At 72.6% G+C, this 19,991-nt stretch carries 22 protein-coding genes; 10 read left to right on the plus strand and 12 right to left on the minus strand.

Annotation, left to right across the window (positions count from 1 at the left end):
- Nucleotides 1–21: 21 nt before the first annotated feature.
- A complete protein-coding gene (gene msrB, locus ACBR40_RS17550) occupies nt 22–423 on the minus strand; it encodes a peptide-methionine (R)-S-oxide reductase MsrB (RefSeq protein WP_020542927.1) in 402 nt (133 codons plus the stop codon).
- A gap of 367 nt (nt 424–790) precedes the next feature.
- Between msrB and ligD the strand changes: the two genes are divergently transcribed.
- The gene (gene ligD / locus ACBR40_RS17555; protein ID WP_371249411.1) at nt 791–1,795 is read left to right on the plus strand and encodes a non-homologous end-joining DNA ligase; all 1,005 of its coding nucleotides are present in this window, start codon (nt 791–793) and stop codon (nt 1,793–1,795) included.
- A gap of 112 nt (nt 1,796–1,907) precedes the next feature.
- Here ligD and ACBR40_RS17560 read toward each other — a convergent pair whose 3' ends face one another.
- Both ACBR40_RS17560 and ACBR40_RS17565 read right to left on the minus strand, forming a co-directional pair.
- Nucleotides 1,908–2,720, minus strand: a complete 813-nt coding sequence (locus ACBR40_RS17560) for an MBL fold metallo-hydrolase (protein ID WP_344212253.1) — start codon at nt 2,718–2,720, stop codon at nt 1,908–1,910.
- Nucleotides 2,721–2,728: 8 nt separating this feature from the next.
- Complete coding sequence (locus ACBR40_RS17565) at nt 2,729–2,923, minus strand: hypothetical protein (RefSeq protein ID WP_344212251.1); 195 nt, start codon at nt 2,921–2,923, stop codon at nt 2,729–2,731.
- A 183-nt stretch (nt 2,924–3,106) separates the two neighbouring features.
- On the opposite strand from ACBR40_RS17565, the gene ACBR40_RS17570 reads away from it, so the two are divergent.
- Together ACBR40_RS17570 and ACBR40_RS17575 are read left to right on the plus strand one after the other, a co-directional pair.
- Nucleotides 3,107–3,715 carry a hypothetical protein gene (locus ACBR40_RS17570; RefSeq protein ID WP_371249412.1) on the plus strand — a complete coding sequence of 203 codons (609 nt, stop codon included), beginning with the start codon at nt 3,107–3,109 and terminating at the stop codon, nt 3,713–3,715.
- On the plus strand, nt 3,705–4,433 hold the full coding sequence (locus ACBR40_RS17575) for a class F sortase (RefSeq protein ID WP_371249413.1): 729 nt from the start codon (nt 3,705–3,707) through the stop codon (nt 4,431–4,433). Before ACBR40_RS17570 ends, ACBR40_RS17575 begins: the two co-directional genes overlap by 11 nt.
- 4 nt (nt 4,434–4,437) lie before the next feature.
- On the opposite strand, the gene ACBR40_RS17580 is transcribed toward ACBR40_RS17575, so the two are convergent.
- Nucleotides 4,438–6,474 carry an acyl-CoA dehydrogenase gene (locus ACBR40_RS17580; protein ID WP_371249414.1) on the minus strand — a complete coding sequence of 679 codons (2,037 nt, stop codon included), beginning with the start codon at nt 6,472–6,474 and terminating at the stop codon, nt 4,438–4,440.
- A gap of 358 nt (nt 6,475–6,832) precedes the next feature.
- Between ACBR40_RS17580 and ACBR40_RS17585 the strand changes: the two genes are divergently transcribed.
- Together ACBR40_RS17585 and ACBR40_RS17590 are read left to right on the plus strand one after the other, a co-directional pair.
- Nucleotides 6,833–7,201, plus strand: a complete 369-nt coding sequence (locus ACBR40_RS17585; RefSeq protein WP_344212243.1) for an RNHCP domain-containing protein — start codon at nt 6,833–6,835, stop codon at nt 7,199–7,201.
- A 1-nt stretch (nt 7,202) separates the two neighbouring features.
- A complete protein-coding gene (locus tag ACBR40_RS17590) occupies nt 7,203–7,613 on the plus strand; it encodes an RNHCP domain-containing protein (RefSeq protein ID WP_344212241.1) in 411 nt (136 codons plus the stop codon).
- Between the two features lie 115 nt (nt 7,614–7,728).
- On the opposite strand, the gene ACBR40_RS17595 is transcribed toward ACBR40_RS17590, so the two are convergent.
- Both ACBR40_RS17595 and ACBR40_RS17600 read right to left on the minus strand, forming a co-directional pair.
- Nucleotides 7,729–8,610, minus strand: coding sequence for a tetratricopeptide repeat protein (locus ACBR40_RS17595; protein WP_371249415.1), 882 nt, complete (start codon nt 8,608–8,610; stop codon nt 7,729–7,731).
- A gap of 18 nt (nt 8,611–8,628) precedes the next feature.
- On the minus strand, nt 8,629–10,062 hold the full coding sequence (locus ACBR40_RS17600; RefSeq protein WP_371249416.1) for an aldehyde dehydrogenase family protein: 1,434 nt from the start codon (nt 10,060–10,062) through the stop codon (nt 8,629–8,631).
- Between the two features lie 72 nt (nt 10,063–10,134).
- Here ACBR40_RS17600 and pgeF point away from each other — a divergent pair, with 72 nt between their 5' ends.
- A complete protein-coding gene (gene pgeF, locus ACBR40_RS17605; RefSeq protein ID WP_329573950.1) occupies nt 10,135–10,842 on the plus strand; it encodes a peptidoglycan editing factor PgeF in 708 nt (235 codons plus the stop codon).
- A 19-nt stretch (nt 10,843–10,861) separates the two neighbouring features.
- Here the strand turns inward: pgeF and ACBR40_RS17610 are convergent, their stop codons facing one another.
- From ACBR40_RS17610 to ACBR40_RS17620, 3 genes are read right to left on the minus strand one after another with little or no spacing between them, the layout of a single operon-like run.
- Entirely contained in the window at nt 10,862–11,203 is a 342-nt protein-coding gene (locus ACBR40_RS17610) for a hypothetical protein (RefSeq protein WP_344212233.1), read from the minus strand.
- Between the two features lie 26 nt (nt 11,204–11,229).
- Nucleotides 11,230–12,390: an ATP-dependent DNA ligase gene (locus ACBR40_RS17615; RefSeq protein ID WP_344212231.1), complete on the minus strand. Its 1,161-nt coding sequence runs from the start codon at nt 12,388–12,390 to the stop codon at nt 11,230–11,232.
- On the minus strand, nt 12,387–13,115 hold the full coding sequence (locus tag ACBR40_RS17620; RefSeq protein WP_371249417.1) for a pyrimidine reductase family protein: 729 nt from the start codon (nt 13,113–13,115) through the stop codon (nt 12,387–12,389). Before ACBR40_RS17620 ends, ACBR40_RS17615 begins: the two co-directional genes overlap by 4 nt.
- Nucleotides 13,116–13,283: 168 nt before the next feature.
- Between ACBR40_RS17620 and ACBR40_RS17625 the strand changes: the two genes are divergently transcribed.
- The gene (locus tag ACBR40_RS17625; protein ID WP_344212227.1) at nt 13,284–13,679 is read left to right on the plus strand and encodes a hypothetical protein; all 396 of its coding nucleotides are present in this window, start codon (nt 13,284–13,286) and stop codon (nt 13,677–13,679) included.
- A gap of 10 nt (nt 13,680–13,689) precedes the next feature.
- On the opposite strand, the gene glgX is transcribed toward ACBR40_RS17625, so the two are convergent.
- Both glgX and ACBR40_RS17635 read right to left on the minus strand, forming a co-directional pair.
- Nucleotides 13,690–15,813 carry a glycogen debranching protein GlgX gene (gene glgX, locus ACBR40_RS17630; protein ID WP_371249418.1) on the minus strand — a complete coding sequence of 708 codons (2,124 nt, stop codon included), beginning with the start codon at nt 15,811–15,813 and terminating at the stop codon, nt 13,690–13,692.
- Between the two features lie 100 nt (nt 15,814–15,913).
- Nucleotides 15,914–16,339, minus strand: a complete 426-nt coding sequence (locus ACBR40_RS17635; RefSeq protein ID WP_329573962.1) for an OsmC family protein — start codon at nt 16,337–16,339, stop codon at nt 15,914–15,916.
- Between the two features lie 174 nt (nt 16,340–16,513).
- Between ACBR40_RS17635 and ACBR40_RS17640 the strand changes: the two genes are divergently transcribed.
- From ACBR40_RS17640 to ACBR40_RS17650, 3 genes are all read left to right on the plus strand, one after another.
- Nucleotides 16,514–17,065 (plus strand): sigma-70 family RNA polymerase sigma factor, encoded by a 552-nt coding sequence (locus ACBR40_RS17640; RefSeq protein WP_371249419.1) that lies wholly within the window; start codon nt 16,514–16,516, stop codon nt 17,063–17,065.
- On the plus strand, nt 17,065–17,955 hold the full coding sequence (locus ACBR40_RS17645) for a maleylpyruvate isomerase family mycothiol-dependent enzyme (protein WP_371249420.1): 891 nt from the start codon (nt 17,065–17,067) through the stop codon (nt 17,953–17,955). Before ACBR40_RS17640 ends, ACBR40_RS17645 begins: the two co-directional genes overlap by 1 nt.
- Before the next feature lie 86 nt (nt 17,956–18,041).
- Nucleotides 18,042–18,626: an HD domain-containing protein gene (locus tag ACBR40_RS17650; RefSeq protein WP_344212219.1), complete on the plus strand. Its 585-nt coding sequence runs from the start codon at nt 18,042–18,044 to the stop codon at nt 18,624–18,626.
- A gap of 19 nt (nt 18,627–18,645) precedes the next feature.
- Here the strand turns inward: ACBR40_RS17650 and ACBR40_RS17655 are convergent, their stop codons facing one another.
- Nucleotides 18,646–19,989: an ankyrin repeat domain-containing protein gene (locus tag ACBR40_RS17655; RefSeq protein WP_371249421.1), complete on the minus strand. Its 1,344-nt coding sequence runs from the start codon at nt 19,987–19,989 to the stop codon at nt 18,646–18,648.
- Between the last annotated feature and the right edge of the window lie 2 nt (nt 19,990–19,991).

Genomic DNA, 19,991 nt, shown 5'->3' on the forward strand with positions numbered 1-19,991 from the left:
GTACGCGGAGTCGCTGGGTGATCACGCCTTGGGTTCGAGGCGCAGCGACACCGAGTTGATGCAGTAGCGATCGTCGGTGGGCGTGGGGTAGCCCTCGCCGTGGAAGACGTGCCCCAGGTGCGAGTCGCACCTCTCGCACCGCACCTCGGTGCGCACCATGCCGAGGCTGCGGTCCTCGATCAGCTTCACCGCGTCCGACTCCGAGGGGGCGTAGAAGCTCGGCCACCCGCAGTGCGACTCGAACTTCGTGTCGGAGCGGAACAACTCGGCGCCGCAGGCGCGGCACGAGTAGACGCCCTCGACCTTGGTGTCGACGTACTCCCCCGTGAACGGGCGCTCGGTCCCGGCCTCCCTGAGGACGTGGTACTCCTCCGGGGAGAGCTGCGACCGCCATTCGGCCTCGCTCTTGACGACCTTTTCCATACCCCCAGAGTACGAGACGGCCGAAGTGCGAGATCCGGCAAAAAGAGATCTCCGCAGGGTGAAGCATCCATTCTGGGGAGAATTCGCGTCTTTGTCGGTAAGGGGGTGTCATCGCCTCCTGCGAAGGGGTGAGATCGTCCGCGGACCCGATGAGCGGCACAGCCCACGCCCGTGCTGGCGCCGCTGAAGGGGTCGGAACGGCCGGCCGGGTGGCGCGCCAGCGCCCGGAACGGCGGTGGACGATCTGCAGGCCCGCCCTGTCGAGCCCTCGGTCCCGCCACCGAGAAGTGCTCCGGGGCGGGCCCACCCTGCTCGCGACCGGCCTGCCACCCGGTTTCTGTCGGAGAAGGGCTGTAGGTTCCTGGGCATGGCATCGCCGTTCATCGAGCTAGAGGTGGGGGAGCGCACCGTCAAGGTGACCAACCCCGACAAGGTCTACTTCCCGCAGCTCGGCGCCACGAAGCGCGAGCTGGTGGAGTATTACGTCAGCGTCGGTGAGGGCGCGCTGCGGGCGCTGCGCGACCGCCCGACCAACATCAAGCGCCATCCCGACGGCGTGCAGACCGACGCCATCTACCAGAAACGCATGCCGCCCAAGCACCCCGACTGGCTCCAGTCGGTCACCGTCACCTTCCCGAGCGGCCGCACGGCGCAGTCCCTGCGCGTCACCGAGGTGGCCGCCCTGGCCTACTGCGCCAATCTCGGCACCATCGACTTCCACCCCTGGCAGGTGCGGGCCGCCGACGTCGAGCACCCCGACGAGCTGCGCATCGACCTCGACCCGCAGCCCGGCCTCGACTTCGACGCCGCGCGCCGGGCCGCCTTCCTGGCCAGGGAGGTCCTCGGCGAGCTGGGCATGACCGGCTTCGTGAAGACCTCGGGCAACCGTGGCGCGCACATCGCCGTACGCATCGAGCCGAGATGGGACTTCATCCAGGTCCGTCACGCCGGCATCGCCCTGGCCAGGGCGGTCGAGGAGCGCGATCCTGGCCTGGTCACCACCGCCTGGTGGAAGGAGGAGCGCGGGGAGCGTGTCTTCATCGACTTCAACCAGAACGCCCGCGACCGCACCGTGGTCAGCGCCTACTCCGTGCGGGCCCAGCCGCACGCGCCCGTCTCCACCCCGCTGACCTGGGACGAGCTGGCCGACGCCGACCCGCGCGACTTCGACATCCGCACCGTGCCCGCCCGCTTCGCCGAGCTGGGCGACGTGCACGCGGCCATCGACGACCACGCCTACTCGATCGAGCCGCTGCTGGAGCTCTATGCCAAGGACGATCGCGGCGACATGCCCTACCCGCCCAACTATCCGAAAATGCCGGGCGAGCCGATGCGCGTGCAGCCCAGCCGCGCCCGCCACCCGGAAGCCTGACGCCGCCGCCGGGTGCCCGGGAGGCACCGGGATGCCGGGGCATGCCGGTGACGAATCGGCGGCGGGTCGATCCATGCCGGGCCAGGTGGCGCATCAGGTTGATGTGTGGCGGTCAGTGGCGGGCGATCTGGTGCGGAGCCAGTTCCCGCGTTTCGCCCCGTTCCAGATAGACCACCCGGTCGCCCAGGCCCGCCTGCTCCACGTGGTGCCGGAAGTCGTCCAGCGGCGAGGTGAAGACGGTGTAGTCGTCGTAGTGGATCGGCACGACCGTGCGCGGATCGAGCAGGTCCACCCACGAGGCGCCCTGGCTGCCGTCCATCGTGACGAGCACGGTCCCGAGCAGCTTGGTCCCGCCCAGATGGACGAGTGCCACGTCGATCTCCGGGAAGCGGCGCGGGATCGCGTCGAGCCGGCGGTCGAGCAGCGTGTCGCCGCTGATGTGCAGGCGCAGCTCCACCCGTTCATCGCGGTCACGGAACTCCAGCATGGTCCCGATGACCGGCGGCAGCAGCCGCTCCAGCGGCCCCGGCGCGTGCCTGGCGGGCAGTGCCGTGATGGTGACGCTGCCCTGCGCGTTCCGCAGCTCGTGCTGCTGCCACTGCCGCAGGCCGACGCTCTGGCGGAAGCCCCGGCGGCGGAGCTTGCCGGCCGCGGAGAGCGTGGTCACGATGGGCGTGTCGCGGTCCAGGCCCCTGCGGGTGACCCGGTCCCAGTGGTCGCCGTGCATGTGCGAGAGCACGACCGCGTCCAGGGTCGGCAGGTCCTCGATCTCCAGGGCGGGGTCCGTACGGCGGCGCGAGACCAGGCCGTGGCCCAGGTAGGCGCGCTGTCCGCGGTGCAGGAAGTTGGGATCCGTCAGCAGCGTGAAGCCGTTGTAGCGGATCAGCGTCGTCGCGTTCCCGATGAACTGGATGCTCCCTTTCACGGCGGCGCTCACTCCGGGTGCGGGGACTGCTGTCCGGGGGGCACGCCGCCGCCCTTGCCGCCGCCTTTGCCGCCCTTGTCGGTGCCGTGCGGTCGCGCCGAGCGCTTCCCGCCGCTCCTCGTCTCGGGGATGGCGTTCGCGGACTTGGACTCGGTGGCAGATTTGCCTGATCTGCGCAGTTCGGGCTGCTGTGGGTTACTCATGGTGCTTCGTCCTCACTTGTACGGCTTGTCCGAGGTCCCCTGCCACCTCGGTCGAGAGCCAAACGCCGCGAACAGAACGTACCGGCCTGTTTCACTTCGGTCACATAACTTGACGCTCGGTCCAATAGTTCGCAAGGCTCGCTAGAGCATCGGGGGCGACAGCCGACTCTTCGGGAGCCTTCCATGGCAAGAGCGCGACGTCTCGCGGCCGCGGGAGCGGTGGCAGCTTTAGCGGTGGCGGGAGTGAGCCTCGCGGCCTCCGCCTCCGCCTCCGCCGTCATCCGCACCGATCCCCAGGTGCCGGGAACGGGATCCGACTGCGTCCTACCGCCGCCGCTCCGCTGCGACGCGCCCGCCGACAGCTCGTGGACGGGCGGCGGCCCCGGGCCGCCCGCCTCCCGGCCGAGCGGCGGGGACGACTCGTGGTCGGGCTCCGGCGACTCCTGGTCGGGCCGGGGCGACTCCTGGTCGCCGGTCCCCGGCGACCCTCGCTCCGACGCCCCGGCCCCCGGCGACACCTGGTCCAGCGTCCCGACCCCCGGCGACACCTGGTCCGGGGGCCCCGCCCCGCAGGACTCCTGGTCCTCGGCGCCCACCCCGCAGCCGTCGGACGCGCCCTGGCGGCCGGCCCGGGAACGCGAGCACCGGGTCCCCCGCGGCCACCCCGAGACGGGCGGCGGCGGGCTCGTCCATGACGGGCCGGTGTGGGCGCTCGCGGTCGGCGGATTCGCCCTGATCACGGGCGCGGGCCTGACCGGCGTCGCGGTACGCCGCCGCCGGGATGCCGACTGACCCTGCGCCCCCCGCGCGAACGGCCGGCAGGGGCGGGCAGTGGGGGATCTGGGCGCTGGCGGCCGTGGTCACGGTGGCGGGGCTGGCGCTGATCGCGTACGGGCTGCGCGGCATGACAGGGGACGGCGGCGAGCCGGCCCCATCGGCGGGAACGCCGGCGGGGACGACGGCGCGGCAGGCGCCGCCCGGCGCCGCGCCCGTCACCGGCCCCCTGCCCGTCGGCGTGGTCGCCCGGCCGATGAAGGCCGCCCGCCCCACCGCCGTCTACATCCCGTCCGTCGGCGTGGCGGCCCCTCTGATGGAGCTGGGCCTGGACGCCGGCGGCGCGATCCAGAACCCGCCGCTCGACCATCCGAACCTGGCCGGCTGGTACCGCTACGCCCCCGTCCCCGGCCAGCGCGGCGCCGCCGTCATCACCGGCCACCTCGACACGAGGAGCGGCCCCGCCGTCTTCGCCCGCCTCAAGGACGTCAGGCGCGGCGACCAGGTGCAGGTGCTGCGCGCGGACCGCTCGGTGGCCGTCTTCGTCGTCGACCGGGTCGAGCACGCGCCGAAGTCCGGCTTCCCCGCGCGGAAGGTCTACGGCAAGCTCTCCTACCCGGGCCTGCGGCTGGTGACCTGCGGCGGGACGTTCGACCGGCGGGCGCACAGCTACCGGGACAACACGATCGTGTACGCCCACCTCGCGGCCCCGTACTATCCCGGAGCCGGCAGCTGACCGGTCACGAATCGCGGGGCAGCCCGAGCGCCCGCTCGGCGATGATGTTGAGCTGCACCTCGGTGGTCCCGCCGCCGATCGTGAACGCCCGGGTCGTCAGGATCATGCGGCTCCAGTAGGGGTCGTCCGGGGCGAGCGACCAGCAGAACTCGGAGATCGCCTGCGAGTGCCGCATACCGAGCAGCTTCCGTACGCTCGCGGCGGCCCCCGCGTCGCCCCCCGACAGCTTCGACAGCGTCACCCGCAGCCCGAGGGCCGAGATGGCCTGCCCCTCCGCCCACAGCCGGCCCGCCTGCTCGCGCCGCGCCTGCCCCAGCGCGGGCAGCCGGGCGATGAGATCGGCCATGTCGGTGTGCTGCGACCCGGGCCCCCAGGAGTCGCCGAGCGCGACCCGTTCGTGGGAGAGGGTGTCCCTGGCGACCCGCCAGCCCTGGTCCACCTCGCCGACGACCAGGTCGTCCGGGACGAAGACGTCGTCGAGGAACACCTCGTTGAAGATCTCGTCGCCGTTGATCTCCTTGAGCGGCCGTACGGTGACGCCGGGGGAGGACATGTCCACCAGGAAGTACGTGATGCCGTCGTGCTTCGGCCGGTCGGGCGAGGTGCGGGCCAGGCAGATGCCCCAGTGGGCGTACTGGGCGAGCGAGGTCCAGATCTTCTGCCCGGTGAGCGACCAGCCGCCCTCCACGCGCACGGCCCTGGTCGTCAGGCCCGCCAGGTCCGAGCCCGCGCCGGGCTCGCTGAAGAGCTGGCACCACACGATCTCGCGGGTGAAGGTCCTCGGCAGGAAACGTTCCCGCTGCTCGGGGGTGCCGTACGCGACGATGGACGGCGCCGCCCAGGCGCCGATGCCGAGGTTCGGCCGCTTGAGTCCGCGGAACTCCTGGTGGATGATCACCTGCTCCAGCGGCGACGCGCCCCGGCCCCACGGCTTCGGCAGGTGCGGCATGATCCATCCCTCCCGGGCGAACCTCGCCTTCCTGGCCTCCGGCTCCTCGGCGTGCAGCGACTCCGCCTCGGCCCGGACGGCGTCCCTGACGGCGGCGGCCTCCTCGGGCAGGTCCGGCTCCATCGCCCGCCGTACGCCGGCCACCGCCAGCCCGGTCACCTCCTCCGCCCACGCGCCGGGGTCGCCGGCGAGCATGCGGTCGGACAGCGCCCGGCGGTAGTAGCGGTGGGCGTCGTGCTCGAAGGTGTAGCCGATGCCGCCGAGCACCTGGATGGCGTCGGCGGCGCACCGTACGCCGGCGTCCGGCCCCAGCACGCCCGCGACGGCCACGGCCAGGCGGGTCTCGTCGTCGAGGGTGGGGCCGTCCAGGGCGCGGGCGGCGTCCCAGACGGCGGCGCGGGCCTGCTCCACGGCCACGAGGGCGGCGGCCACCCGGTGCTTGACGGCCTGGAACTGGCCGATCGGGCGGCCGAACTGCTCGCGGACCTTGGCGTACTCGGCGGCCGTCGCGACCGCCCAGGCGGCGACCCCGCAGGCGTCCGCGCCCAGCAGGACGGCGGCGAGCTCCCGTACGGGGGCGTCGCGCAGCACCGCCTCCGCCGCGGGGGGCCGCTCCAGGGTCAACGTGCAGAGGCTCCGGTCGAGGTCGACGCCGTCGGCGGGGGTGGCGGTGACGGCGTCCCGCCCCAGCAGCGCCCAGGACCCGTCACCGACCGGCACGAGGAAATGGTCGGCGCCGGCCGCCCCGAGCGCGAGCACGGAAAAGCCACCACCGACCGGGCGGAGGGCGACGGCGGCGGTTCTCGACCCGTCCGCCAGGGCGGCCACGACGTCGTCGTGGCCGCCGCTCCGCGCCAGGACGGCCGACGCCACGACGCTCGCCAGGTACGGCCCGCCGGCCCGCCGCTCGGCCAGCGCCTCCAGGGCGACGCACAGCTCCAGCAGCCCGTACCCCTGCCCGCCGCAGCGCTCCGGCAGGTGCAGCCCCAGGAGCCCCTGCGCGGCCAGCGCCGGATGATCGGGGCCGCGCCCGGCGAGCCCGCGCACGGACGCGGCCAGCGCCCGGTGTTCCTCACTCAACCCGATGCTCATGGCACCGAACCTAGAACATTGTTCGGTGTACCTCCAGCCCGGGAAAAATGGTTGGCCCCCCGCCACCCGTCCCGGCTACAGTCCGAATCGTCAGCATCGGATCGAGGAGAAAGCCGGGCAGGCGACCCCGCCGCCCCTGGAGGGAGTGCGTTTATGACCGTCACGCTGCGGCGTGCGCCTCGACGTGCCGCCGGACCCTCCTGCCGCTGACCCGCGTTCACCCGCACCGACCGGCCGGAGGACGACAGCCCACGGCACCGGCGTGCCCGCGCGTCCATACGCGCGACGGCCCGCCAGGCGCACCCTTGCCGCATTCGTCGACGCTCATCGTTCTTCTTCCGGCAAGGAGCAACCCGCGTTGTCCAGCAACGGCAAACCACGATCCACCATCTCCACCGACACGTTCGCCTGCGTGCGCTGCGGCCTCACCGTGACCGCCGCCGCGCCCGACGGCGCCCGCCGCAACCACTGCCCGAGCTGCCTGCACTCGCTGCACGTGCTCGACCGGGTGGAGGGCGGCCCGTCCGAGTGCCGCTCGCGCATGATCCCGATCTCGATCGCGGTCCTGCGCACCGGCGACTGGATGCTCATCCACCGCTGCACCCGCTGCGGCGAGCTGACGTCCAACCCCATCTGCGGGGACGACAACCAGCTCATCCTCATGCGCATGGCGGTACGCCCGCTCGCGCAGCCGCCGTTCCCGCTTGAGGCGTTCGGTGATCTGTGACATGCCCAGGAGGAACCCCGGCCGTGGCGAACGGCCGCAACGGCGCAAGATCGCGGTCCGGCACGGCGAGCGCGGCGACGCGTTCCGCTGTGTCGGCTGCCGGCTGGACGTGCCCATGTCCGCGCCCGGCACCGCGCACCGCAACCACTGCCCGCACTGCCTGACCAGCCTGCACGTCGATCGCCGGGTGCCCGGGGACCGCCGGGCGGGCTGCCGGGGCCGGATGGCGGCGTTCAGCGTCACCGTCCGGCCGGACGGCGAGTGGCTGATCATCCATCACTGCCAGTCGTGCGACGAGCTCAGCGCGAACCGCATCGCCGGCGACGACAACGCGCTGGCGCTGCTCCGGATCGCCATGCGCCCGCTGTCCGCGGGCGGCCGGCTCCCGGCCTCGGCGCTGCTCGCGATCTGAGACAGCACTTCGAAAACAGCGAAGCCCCCGGCGAACGGGAGGGCCACCACAACCACGCCCGTCGATGCCGGGGGCTTCGCTGCTTTTCTATCGTGTCCGCCGCCCGCCGCGAGGCTCAATCGCCGAATTCGAGGTGCAGCGCCCGGGTGAAGTCGGCAACGGCCTCCTCGTGGCGGTCCAGCTCCTGGAGGATCTCGCCCCGCACCCGGTAGGCCCAGACGTACTCGTCGTCCAGTTCGAGGGCCCGGTCCAGGTCGTGCAGGGCCGCCTCGTTGTCGCCCAGCTCGCTCAGCACCGCGCCCCTGCTGCCCAGCGCCCGGTCGTTGTCCGGGTCCAGCTCCAGGGCGCGGTTGAGGTCCTCCAGGGCCTCCTCGTAGCGGTCGATCATGCGCAGGGCCTCGCCGCGCCTGCTCAGGGCGCGTACGTGGCCGGGGTCGATGGCGAGGGCCTTGGCGTAGTCGTCGATGGCCTCGGGGTAGAGGTTGAGCCGCTGGTAGAGGTCGCCGCGGGCCACCCACGGGTACGGCTGCTCGCCGTTGATCCTGATGATCTTGGCGTGCTCGTCCAGGGCCTCGTCGAGACGGTTGAGGTCCACCAGCGCGTCCGCCTTCGCCTCCAGGATCCACAGCGAGTCGGGCGTCAGGGTAAGGGCGTGCTCGAAGTCGGCCATGGCCTCCTCCAGGCGGTCCATCGCCGCGTACGTCTGCCCCCGTGAGCCCAGCGCGTACGCGCTGTCGGGCTCCAGCTTCAGCGACTCGTCGAAGTCCGTCAGCGCGGCGTCGTACCGCTCGATCATCCGGTGGCTCTCGCCGCGCAGCCGCCAGGCGCGGGCGTTGTCGGGCACCAGGGCGATCGACTCGGTGAGGTCCGCGATCGCGGCCTCGTACCGCGACAGGGCGATGTACGACTCGGCGCGGCTGCGCAGCACCGACGCCCGCGACTGAGCCGCCGCCTCGGGCATTCCGGGCTCGGCCCGGTCCTTGATCCCCTCGCTCATGACGCGGAACTCTATCCACTAGATCTGGATAATGGCCGCCTTTTCCCGGGTGAACTCCAGGACCGAATCGTGGCCGTACCCGCTGTCCTTGACGCCGCCGAACGGCAGGCCGGGCGGCATCTGCCGGTAGGTGTTCACCCAGACCGTCCCACTCCGCAGATCCCGGACGAACCGGTGCGCCCGCCCCAGGTCGCGGGTCCAGACGCCGGCCGCCAGCCCGTACGGCGAGTCGTCGGCGATCTCCAGCGCCTCCTCGTCGCTGTCGAACGGCAGCGCCACCGCCACCGGCCCGAAGATCTCCTCCTGGCACACCCGCAGCGCGTTGTCCTCGGTCGCGAACAGCGTCGGCTCCACCCAGTAGCCGCCCGGCAGCTCCGGCACGACCTCGACGCCGCTCCGCCCGCCGAACACCAGCCGGGCGCCCTCCTTCGCGGCCAGCTCCAGGTACGAGGTCACGCGCTCGAACTGCCCGGCCGACACGATCGGCCCCATCGTGGTCCGCAGGTCCTGGGGGTCGCCCAGCACCAGCCCCGCGCAGGCGTCCCTGATCCGGCCGAGCATCTCGTCCCAGATCGAGCGGTGGATGAGGATGCGCGAGCCGGCGACGCACACCTGCCCGGCGTTGCCCGTGTAGATCGAGTCGACGGTGACGCCCCGGGTGGCGGCGTCGAGGTCGGCGTCGGGGAAGACGATGTTGGGCGACTTGCCGCCCAGCTCGAACGTCATCGGCTTCAGCGCGTCCGCCGACGCCCGGGTGATCGCCCGGCCGGTCTCCGTGGAGCCGGTGAGGCTGATCTTGGCGACGTCGCGGTGGCGTACGAGGGCGTCGCCCACCTCCTCGCCGAGCCCGCCGACGATGTTGAGCACGCCGGGCGGGAACACCTCGGCCAGCAGCTCGCCCAGCCGCAGCACCGACGCGCTCGCCTGCTCGGCGGGCTTGACGACCACGGTGTTGCCGGCCGCCAGCGCGTACGCGGCCTTGGCGGAGAAGGTCGAGATGGGGGAGTTCCACGGGATGATGCAGACCACGACCCCGTACGGCTCGCGCCGGGTCAGGCCGAGCGTGTCCGGCCCCAGGATGACGGTGTCGCCGGTGACCGCGTCCAGGCACTGCCCGGCCGCGAGCTGCCACAGGAAGGCCATCCCCGGCAGGTCCCTCCTCAGCGTGTCGCGCAGGATGCGGCCGTTGTCGCGGGTCTCCAGCCGGGCCAGCTCCTCCGCGTGCCGGCCGAAGATCTCCGACACCTTGCGCAGGTGGTGGGCGCGGGCCAGGGCGGGCAGCGCCGCCCAGGCGGGGAAGGCCGCGGCGGCCGCGGCCACCGCCGCCTCGGCCTCCGCCGGGCCGCCGGCCGGGACGCGCGCCCACGCCTCGCCGGTGCTCGGGTCGACCGACTCCATCGTGCGGGACGCGGCGACCAGCTCGCCGCCGATGAGATGACGATAGTCAGGCACGCGACCAAGCATATGCTTGCTTGACAGAAGGGGCCAGGCGAGGCGGGGCCGGGGGCGTTCTAGGATCGGGGTATGCAACTGGCCCCCGGAGTGCACGTCGCCGTCACCGACCGGCACGGGGGCGTCAGCGCCCCGCCCTACGGCTCGCGCAACCTCGGCGGCATGGTCGGCGACGACCCGGCCGCCGTGCGCGCCAACCGCGCCGGTGTCGCGGCCGAGCTGGGCGTGCGGGCCGTGGTCTACATGCGCCAGGTCCACAGCGCCGACGTCGCGTACGTGAGCGAGCCGTTCGGCGACGACCCGCCGCCGCTCGACGGCGTGTTCACCACCGAGCCCCGGCTGGCGCTGGCCTCGCTCGGCGCCGACTGCCCGGCGGTGCTGGTGGCCGACCCGGTCGCGCGCATGGTGGGCGCCGCGCACTCCGGCCGCCCCGGCACCGAGGCGGGCATCGCGACGGCGCTGGTGACGGCGATGGCGGCGAAGGGCGCCGAGCCGGGCCGGATGGTCGCGCTGATCGGCCCCGGCGCGTGCGGCCGCTGCTACGAGGTGCCCGCCGAGCTGCGCGAGCGCGTGGCCGCGAAGGTGCCGGAGACGTGGTCCACGACGTCGTGGCAGACGCCCGCGCTCGACCTGCGGGCCGGCATCGAGGCCCAGCTCAGGGCGGCCGGGCTGGCGGAGATCCGGCACGACGCGCGCTGCACCATCGAGTCGAGGGAGCTCTACTCCCACCGCCGCGAGCAGCCGGGCGGCCGGTTCGCGGGCCTCGTCTGGCTCGACTGACGCCCGCGGCCGGCGGCGCTCAGTCCTTGCCCCGGCCGTTGTTGAAGACCACGTTCACGATGATGATGCCGACCCAGACGGGTATGAGGAGGAATCTCTGCCCCTCGCCCACGAGCGCCAGCGTCAGCGTGGCGACCGTGCCCAGGGACAGGGAGACGATGGCCAGGGCGAGCCGCTGTCCGTCGTTCGACCGGCGCTGGGCCGACGCCTTCGGGCCGGCCTGGGCCAGGCGCTCGTCCACCCGCCGGTCGACCTCCTTGCCCATCTTGTCGAGGAACGACTCCACGATGGCGTCCTCGAAGTCGGGCCCTAAGTCTCGGCGAGCCGAGACAGCGGCCTTCAACTCATCCCCAGTGCTCATGCCTAGAGACTATTGGGGCATTCCGCTCAGTGGGCAAGGATGTCATCGAGGTTGTAACTGACCGGACGCTCCAGCTGCTCGTACGTGCACGACTCCGGCGTGCGGTCCGGCCGCCACCGCCGGAAATGGGCCGTGTGCCGGAACCGGTCGCCCTCCATCTGGTCGTAGGCGACCTCCATCACCCGCTCCGGCCGCAGCGGGATGAACGACAGGTCCTTCTTGGCGTTCCACCGCGACACCGCGCCCGGCACGCGCTGGCCGCCCCTCGACGGCCCGGCGGCCGGCTGCCCCACGTTGGCCTGCGCCGCCTCGGCCCAGTGCCCCCACGGGTGCTCGCCGAGGTCGGCGATGAGCGGCCGCAGCTCCTCCACCAGCTCGGCCCGGCGCGCCATCGGGAACGACGCCGCCACCCCGACGTGGTGCAGCTTGCCGTCGTCGCCGTAGAGGCCGAGCAGCAGCGAGCCGACGATCGGCCCCGACTTGTGCTCGCGGTAGCCGCACACCACGACGTCGGCCGTGCGCTCGTGCTTGACCTTGAACATGGTGCGCTTGTCCGGGACGTACGGCTGGTCGCCGGGCTTGACGATGATCCCGTCGAGCCCCGCCCCCTCGAACGTCTCGAACCACTCGTCCGCCTGCCGGTCGTCGGTCGTCACCGGCGTCAGCCGGATCGAGCCGCCGTCCTTGGTGAACAGCTCGGTCAGCCGGGCCCGGCGCTCGGCGAACGGCGCCTCCATCAGCGACTCCTCGCCGATGGCCAGCAGGTCGAAGGCGATGAACTGGGCGGGCGTCTCCTCCGACAGCAGCTTCACCCGCGACTTGGCCGGATGGATGCGCTGCTGCAGGGCGTCGAAGTCGAGCTGCGAGCCCCTGGGCAGCACGATCTCGCCGTCCATCACCACCTTGTCGGGCAGCTCGGCCTTCACCGCCTCGACGATCTCCGGGAAGTAGCGGGTGAACGGCCGCTCCTTGCGGCTGCCGAGGTAGACCTCGTCGCCGTCGCGGAAGATGATGCAGCGGAAGCCGTCCCACTTGGGCTCGTAGAAGAGGTTGCCGTCCTGCCTGGGCATGGCCTTGACCGGTTTGGCCAGCATGGGCGGCACCGGCGGGCGTACGACCAGGTTGGGCACCGGCTCCGGCTCGGGCTCCTCGGCCGGCGCCGCGTTGACTGTCGGGTCCGTGGTCATGCGTGATCTTCCTTCCCCGTGACGTATCTGCAGAAGAGGGCCCCCTCCTCCTCCAGCACCTGGACGAGGTCCAGGCCGACCAGCGCGGCCTCGCCGTTCTGGATGCGCGCCGCGTCGCCGCCGACCAGCAGCGGGCTGATCGTCAGGCACAGCTCGTCGACCAGCCCGGCGGCCGAGAGCTGGGCGTTGACGAGAGGACCGCCCTCGCACAGGATGCGGCCGAGACCGCGCTCGTGCAGCCGCGCCACGCCCTCGCGCAGGTCGACGCTCTCGTCGCCGGCCACGATGACGTCGCAGCCCTTGGCCAGCTCGGCCCGCCGCTCGCGCGGCGCGGCCTCGCAGGTGATGACGAGGGTGCGGCTGGGCGCGCCGGTGAACAGCGGGTGGCGGGGGTCGAGGTCGAGGGTGCGGGAGACGACCGCGATCGGGGGCACGTCGGGGCGGCCCGCGCGGAGGTCCGCCCAGGAGGCGCGCGGCTCGATCGGGCGGTAGCCCTCGGTGCGCACGGTGGCCGCGCCCGCCATGACGACGTCGGCGAGACCGCGCAGGACCTGGAAGACGCGCTTGTCGCCACGGGTGGACAGGCCGCCGGAGCGGCCCTTGAGCCAGGCGGCGCCGTCGGCGCTGGAGACCATGTTGAGCCGCAGCCACGGCCGGCCCTCGGGATAGGCGTACGCCTGGGCGATGTCCGGATTGTCGTAAATGTCGGGAAGGATGCGCCGCACCCCTCTACCTTGGCACACGCCACCGACAACCGGCCCGGGGGCGTCCGCCGGTCTCGGTCATATCGCACCTTTGTGTATCGGCAGACATAACGCCGACGCTCTGCTTAACGTGACGATTAACGTCAAGTGACGTCAAGGCAGGCATGGGACGACAGGGGGAGAGGGCCCATGGGTCTGGTCACCGCCGGAACGTGGACGATCGCCGCGCTCGCCGGGGCGTACCTGCTGCGCCGCTGGCTGGCGGGCGGCGGAGGCCGCCGGGCCAAGGTCACCCGCTTCCCGCTGGCGCTGATCCTCTCCCACCCCGCGCTCGCGGTGTCGGCGATGGCCTGCTGGGCCGCCGCGCTGGCCACCGGCAGCCGGACCCTCGCCTGGCTGGCCACGGCCGGGCTGGCGGCGACGGCGCTGCTGGGGTTCGTGATGTTCACCAGGTGGCTCGGCAGCGGGAGGCACGGGGACGCCGTGTCCGGGCTGCCCGTGCTGGCGGTGGCGCTGCACGGCCTCGCCGGGGTGACCGTGTTCGCGCTGGTGTTCCTCACGGCCAGCGCCGCCCGCGTCTTCTGACGGCCCCTCGCTACTGGGCCTCGCGCGGGCGGCGGAGCACCTGGAGCGAGCGCGAGGTGACCGTCACCACGCCTCCCGCCGGCTGCCACGGCTCGGCGAAGAGGTCCTCGATCGAGTCGTGGGCGGTGTCGAGCACCGGCAGCCAGCCGCTGCCGCACTCCGGCCCCGGCAGCGTGAACGGCATGTTCTCGTGGTGGGCGTTGATCAGCAGCAGGAACGAGTCGTCCACGATGCGCTCGCCCCGCGGCCCCGGCTCGGTGATCGCCTCGCCGTTGAGATAGACCATGAGCGACTTGGCGTAGCCGATGTGCCAGTCGCCGGCCGTCATCTCGGAGCCGCCCGGCGTGAGCCACACCAGGTCGCGGTCACCGTTGTCGGGATGGCGGCCGTGGAAGAAGCGGCGGCGCTGGAAGACCGGGTGCTCGCGGCGCAGCTTCGCCAGCGCGCGGACGAACTCCAGCAGGTCGGACTCGGTGCGCACCCTCGACCAGTCGACCCAGGCCAGCTCGTTGTCCTGGCAATAGGCGTTGTTGTTGCCGTGCTGGGTGCGGCCGATCTCGTCGCCGTGGGAGAGCATCGGCACGCCCTGCGACAGGAACAGCGTGGCCAGGAAGTTGCGGCGCTGGCGGCGGCGCAGCGCCACGATCTCCGGGTCCTCGACCGGGCCCTCGGCGCCGCAGTTCCAGGAGCGGTTGTCGTTGGTGCCGTCGCGGTTGTCCTCGCCGTTGTCCTCGTTGTGCTTGTGGTCGTAGGAGACCAGGTCGCTCAGCGTGAACCCGTCGTGGCAGGTCACGAAGTTGATGGAGGCGACCGGGCGGCGGCCGGAGGACTCGTAGAGGTCGGCCGAGCCGGTCAGCCGGGAGGCGAACTCGGGCAGCGCCGAGTGCGTCCCCCGCCAGAAATCGCGAACGATATCGCGATATTTGCCGTTCCACTCCGTCCACAGCGGCGGGAAGTTGCCCACCTGGTAGCCGCCCGGCCCGACGTCCCACGGCTCGGCGATCAGCTTGACCTGCGAGATCACCGGGTCCTGCTGGATGAGGTCGAAGAAGGCGCTCAGCCGGTCGACGTCGTGCAGCTCACGGGCCAGCGCCGAGGCCAGGTCGAAGCGGAACCCGTCGACGTGCATCTCGAGCACCCAGTAGCGCAGCGAGTCCATGATGAGCTGCAGGGCGTGCGGGGAGCGCACGTTGAGCGAGTTGCCGCACCCGGTGTAGTCGAGGTAGTAGCGCCGGTCGCCGTCGTGCAGGCGGTAGTAGGCGGCGTTGTCGATGCCGCGGAAGCCCAGCGTCGGGCCCATGTGGTCACCCTCGGCGGTGTGGTTGTAGACCACGTCGAGAATGACCTCGATGCCCGCCTCGTGCAGCGCCCGCACCATGGCCTTGAACTCCAGCACCTGCTGCCCCCGGGTGCCGCTGCTGGAGTAGCGGCCGTGCGGGGCGAGGTAGGCGATGGTGTTGTAGCCCCAGTAGTTGGTGAGCCCGCGGGCGACCAGGAAGTGCTCGGGCACGTAGTGGTGCACCGGCATCAGCTCGACCGCCGTGACCCCCAGCGACAGCAGGTGGTCGATGACCGCCGGATGGCCCATCCCTGCGTAGGTGCCCCGCAGCTCGGGCGGCACGTCGGGATGACGCATCGTCAGCCCGCGCACGTGCGCCTCGTAGATCACCGTCTGGTGGTAGGGGACGCCCGGCGACCGGTCGTTGCCCCACTCGAAGAACGGGTTGATCACCACGTTCTTCGGCATGTAGGGGGCGCTGTCCTCGGTGTTGCGCCGCCCGGGATCGGTGAAGTAGTAGGGGAACAGCGCCTGGTTCCAGGTCAGCTCGCCGTCGATGGCCTTGGCGTAGGGATCGAGCAGCAGCTTGCTCGGGTTGCACCGGTGCCCGTGCTGAGGGGCGTAGGGGCCGTGGACGCGGTAGCCGTACCGCTGGCCCGGCTGGATGCCCGGCAGGTAGCCATGCCAGACGAACCCGTCGACCTCAGGGAGCTCCACCCGATCCTCGGAGCCGTCATCGTGAAAGAGGCAAAGCTCGACCCGCTCGGCGACCTCTGAGAACACCGCAAAGCTCGTGCCAACGCCGTCCCAGGTAGCGCCGAGTGGATAGGGCTGCCCCGGCCAGACCTCGCGCATGTGGCCCAATTGTCGCATGGGAAGCCGGTTTTGGTCTCTCAATGTGCGGATGCCCTCACCTGCACGGCGCCGGAAGGATACCGGCGCCGTGGATGACGTTTCAGAGCAGCTCGGCCTTGAGCGTGATCGTGGTGCCGGCCAGCGCCTTGCTCACCGGGCAGTTGGCCTTGGCCGTCTCGGCGGCCTGCTGGAACTGCTCGGCCGTGATGCCGGGGACCTGCCCCTGCACGCTCAGCACGATGCCGGTGATGCCCTCGCCGGGCTGGAAGGTGACGTCCGCGCTGGTCCGTAGCGACTCCGGCGGCGTGCCCGCGCCGGCCAGGCCGTGCGAGAGCGCCATCGAGAAGCAGGACGAGTGGGCCGCCGCGATCAGCTCCTCGGGGGAGGTCTTGCCGTTGGCCGCCTCCGCCCTCGACGGCCACGAGACCTCGAACGTGCCCACGCCCGAGGTGTCGAGCGAGACGGTGCCCGACCCGTCGAGCAGCGCGCCCTTCCACTGCGTGGTCGCGGTGCGGGTGGTGGCCATTGACGTGCTCCCTCCTGTACGGACTTCCGACCCTACCCTGTCAGGAACCCTGCCCCCGGGAGCGGCGAATCCGGCGAGGCACTCATCCGGCTCTACTTTTGCGGCGAATAATGACATGCTCGGGTCGCGGCGCACCTGCCGCCTGGGTCCGGATACAACGGGAGCGTGGTGCCAGTGGAGGCACCGTACGACGACCGCCTGTTGCACCAGCGGGTGGTCGGCGGCGACGAGTCCGCGCTGGGCGAGGTCTACGATCGGCTCTCCCCGCTGATCTTCGGCCTGTCCCTGCGGGTCACCAGGGACCGGGTGATCGCCGAGGACATCACCCAGGAGGTGTTCCTCGTCTTCTGGGAGCGGCCGCTCGCCTACGACCCCGACCGGGGCACGCTGCGCGCCTGGCTCGCGACCATCGCCCATCGGCGGGCGGTGGACCACGTGCGCGCCGAGGAGCGGCGGCGGGTCTCGGCGCTCGGCCCCCGGCTCTTCGAGCGCGAGCCGGCCCGGCTGGAGGACGGCGTGCTCGCCACCGACGAGGCCGAACGCGTACGCCAGGCGGTGACCGAGCTGCCCGACGGATTACGTCAGGCGGTCGAGCTGGCCTATTACGGCGGCCGGACGTACCGGCAGGTCGGGGAGGAACTGGGCGTGCCCGAGGGCACGGCCAAATCGCGCATCCGGCTGGCACTCAGGCGGCTGGCGGACGCGCTGGCGGAGGAAGAGGTGTGATGGACCCCGTCGAGCGTCTCTACCTGGACGCGCTGATGGAGGAGCCGGCGGTGCCGGCCCACTCGCTGCGGCCCCAGCTCCTGGCCGGGGCCCGGGCACGGCGCAGGCCCGCGGCCGCCACGGCCTCGTGGGCGGCCCCGTACGCGGGCCGGGTGGCCGCCATGGACGCCCTGCTCGCCACGGCAGGGGACGACGACTGGGCGCGCGTCGTCGTCGAAGGATGGACGCTCCAGGAGCTCGTCGCGCACCTCGCCGCGAAGGACGGGCTGCTGGCCGCCTCCGTGGGCGCCCCCGTCCTCGGCCCGCCGCTGCGGGCGCTCGACGCGATGGGGCGCACCGGCGACGTGCAGGCGTACGAGCGGGCGCGCAGCCCCGAGCAGACGCGGCGCGACTGGCGGGCGCAGGCCGACGCCCTCTGCCGGCACCTCGCCGGGCTGCCGGAGACCGCCCCCGCCACCCTGGACGGGCTGGAGGTGCCGGTGCGCGACCACGTGCTCGGGCGCGGCCTGGAGACGTGGATCCACGCCGACGACGCGGCCCGCGCGGCAGGCGTCCGGCTGCCCGACCCGATCCCCGAGCACATCCGGCCGACCGCCGACCTGTGCGCGCGGCTGCTGCCCTGGACGATGCTCTTCGCGGGGCTGGACGGCTCGGGCCGTACGCTGCGGCTCACGCTGACCGGGCCCGGCGGGGGCGAGTGGCTGCTGCCCCTGGGCGTCGAGGAGACCACGCCGGGCGAGCCCGACGCGCATCTGACGGCGGACGTCCGCGCCTTCTGCTTCCTGCTCGGCGGCCGCGGCGATCCCGCCACGTTCCCCGCGACGGTCACCGGCGACCGCGCCCTCGCCGCCGACGTCCTCCGCACCGCCCCCGCGCTCTCCGGCCCCTGACCGGGAGGGTGAGCCGCCGCCTCGCTGGGTACATCTGCACCCCGCGCACGTTCGGGCTCGGGGCGCATGACGAGAGGGGGCTCATCGTGGCGAGCGACGTGACAGGGCTGACGGACCTGCTGTACGAGTTCGGTCTGCTCAAGCGCTACAAGCGCACGGGATGGCTGGTCGCGGGCGTACGCGACCCGGAGAGCGTGGCCGACCACTCCTTCCGCACGGCGGTCATCGCGGCCGTGATCGCCAGGCTGGAGGGCGGCGACCCGCAGCGGGCGGCGTTCATGGCGCTGTTCCACGACTCGCAGGAGACGCGCGTCACCGACATCCCCTACCTCGGCAAGCGCTATCTCAAGGCGGCCTCCAACGAGGAGGTCACCGCCGACCAGACGCGCAACGTCGCCGGGCCGGTGGCCGACATGGTGCGCGACGCGGTCGCCGAGTACGAGGAGAAGACCAGCATCGAGGCCGTCTGCGCGCGCGACGCCGACAAGCTGGAATGCCTCCTCCAGGCCGTCGAGTACCGCGAGCAGGGCAACCACAACACGCAAGGGTGGATCGACAGCTCGCTGGCCGCGATCACGACCACCACCGGCAAGCGGCTCGCGGAGGAGGCGCTGAGCACGGGCACCCTCGACTGGGTGGTGCGCGTGCTCAACGGCGGCGGCGTCCCGTGACCGTCTCCGGCGGCGCCGGTCAGGCCAGGGGCTGGGTGACGAGGTCGCGCGCGTACTCGTCGTCGCTCTCGGCGAGCACCCGCGCGGTGCCCTGGGCGGCGCGGTCGTCGCCGCGCACGGCGAGCCCGCGCGTGGCCTCGGCCACCGTACGCAGGTCGGCGTCGCCCAGCCGGGCCGCCAGCGCCTCGCGGATGCGCGGCGTGTCGGCGTCGAGCCCGGCCAGCCCGGACGTCGCCCAGTCGCGCACCTCGGCGTCGTCGTCCTCGCTCATCTCGATCAGCAGGGCCAGCCCTTCCTCGTGGTCCGGGGGCAGCACGTCGGCCAGCGCGATCGGGTCGGTCATCGTGCGCTTGTGCTCCGGGCGGCCGATGATGTCGAGCACCGCGGGCAGCGCCCGCGGGTCGCCCTGGTGGCCGAGCGCGGCCAGCACCGAGCGCAGCACCTGCCCGTTGCCCTCCGTGGTGACCATCTTGAGCAGCAGCGGCAGCGTACGCTCCAGGTAGGGCTTCTCGCCGTCGGCGAAGCCGAACTGCGCGATCGCGTCCACGCCGAACTCGCGCTCCCTCGCGTCCTCGCTCACGCACAGCCGGGCCAGCGCCTCGTAGGTGTCGTCGTCGGCCCGCTTGGCCAGCATGTCGGCCACGATCCACCAGGTCTCGGCGTCCTCGTCGACGTCGCGGTGCGCCAGCGCCCGCGCCACCAGCCGCTCGACCGGCGTCTCGACGCCCGCGGCGTCCTCCAGCAGGGTCGCGATCGCGGCGTGGCCGCGCTGCGCCTGGACCTGCTCGCTGTGCTCGCCGTCGGGGGAGCGGCCGGCCACGGTGACCAGCTCGGTGCCGTCCTTGGCGTACTGGCGGGCCACGACGTACTCCCAGCCGTCCTGCTCGATCTGGTCGAGCAGCGCGCTCTCCAGGTGCACGCCCACCCAGTCGGCGGCGATGTCCAGCGGCGTGTCGCCGTCGCCGTCGTACTTGCCGGCGTCCGCGCCCGCCTCCAGCAGCACCTGCGTCACGCCGAGCGCGCCGCGCCTGGCGGCCAGGGTGAGCGGGGTGTCGCCGTCGTCGTTGGTCGCGTCGACGTCGGCCCCCGCCTCGACCAGCAGCCGGGCGACGGCGGCCTGGCCGTTGGCGGCCGCCCAGAGCAACGCCGTCCAGCCGCCGGCCTCCCGCCCGTTCACCTCGGCCCCGGCGGCGAGCAGCGTCTCGGCGACCTCCTCGCGGTCCCATGCGGCGGCCGCGCAGAGCGGCAGGCCCTCCTCCTCGCCCTCGCTGGGCCTGTTGGGGTCGGCGCCGGCGGCGAGCAGCTTGGCCACCGTGTCGGTCTCGCCGTTCAACGCCGCGCGGTAGAGCTGTTCCTCATGCATGA

This window comes from Nonomuraea sp. AD125B (assembly GCF_041402765.1).
Taxonomy (GTDB): Bacteria; Actinomycetota; Actinomycetes; order Streptosporangiales; family Streptosporangiaceae; genus Nonomuraea; species Nonomuraea bangladeshensis.

Coding starts and splice junctions, on each gene's coding strand:
- msrB (WP_020542927.1), bottom strand. CDS start 423: ATGGAAAAGGTCGTCAAGAGCGAGGCCGAATGGCGGTCGCAGCTCTCC.
- ligD (WP_371249411.1), top strand. CDS start 791: ATGGCATCGCCGTTCATCGAGCTAGAGGTGGGGGAGCGCACCGTCAAG.
- ACBR40_RS17565 (WP_344212251.1), bottom strand. CDS start 2,923: ATGAGTAACCCACAGCAGCCCGAACTGCGCAGATCAGGCAAATCTGCC.
- ACBR40_RS17570 (WP_371249412.1), top strand. CDS start 3,107: ATGGCAAGAGCGCGACGTCTCGCGGCCGCGGGAGCGGTGGCAGCTTTA.
- ACBR40_RS17575 (WP_371249413.1), top strand. CDS start 3,705: ATGCCGACTGACCCTGCGCCCCCCGCGCGAACGGCCGGCAGGGGCGGG.
- ACBR40_RS17580 (WP_371249414.1), bottom strand. CDS start 6,474: ATGAGCATCGGGTTGAGTGAGGAACACCGGGCGCTGGCCGCGTCCGTG.
- ACBR40_RS17590 (WP_344212241.1), top strand. CDS start 7,203: ATGCCCAGGAGGAACCCCGGCCGTGGCGAACGGCCGCAACGGCGCAAG.
- ACBR40_RS17595 (WP_371249415.1), bottom strand. CDS start 8,610: ATGAGCGAGGGGATCAAGGACCGGGCCGAGCCCGGAATGCCCGAGGCG.
- pgeF (WP_329573950.1), top strand. CDS start 10,135: ATGCAACTGGCCCCCGGAGTGCACGTCGCCGTCACCGACCGGCACGGG.
- ACBR40_RS17610 (WP_344212233.1), bottom strand. CDS start 11,203: ATGAGCACTGGGGATGAGTTGAAGGCCGCTGTCTCGGCTCGCCGAGAC.
- ACBR40_RS17615 (WP_344212231.1), bottom strand. CDS start 12,390: ATGACCACGGACCCGACAGTCAACGCGGCGCCGGCCGAGGAGCCCGAG.
- ACBR40_RS17625 (WP_344212227.1), top strand. CDS start 13,284: ATGGGTCTGGTCACCGCCGGAACGTGGACGATCGCCGCGCTCGCCGGG.
- glgX (WP_371249418.1), bottom strand. CDS start 15,813: ATGCGCGAGGTCTGGCCGGGGCAGCCCTATCCACTCGGCGCTACCTGG.
- ACBR40_RS17635 (WP_329573962.1), bottom strand. CDS start 16,339: ATGGCCACCACCCGCACCGCGACCACGCAGTGGAAGGGCGCGCTGCTC.
- ACBR40_RS17645 (WP_371249420.1), top strand. CDS start 17,065: ATGGACCCCGTCGAGCGTCTCTACCTGGACGCGCTGATGGAGGAGCCG.
- ACBR40_RS17655 (WP_371249421.1), bottom strand. CDS start 19,989: ATGCATGAGGAACAGCTCTACCGCGCGGCGTTGAACGGCGAGACCGAC.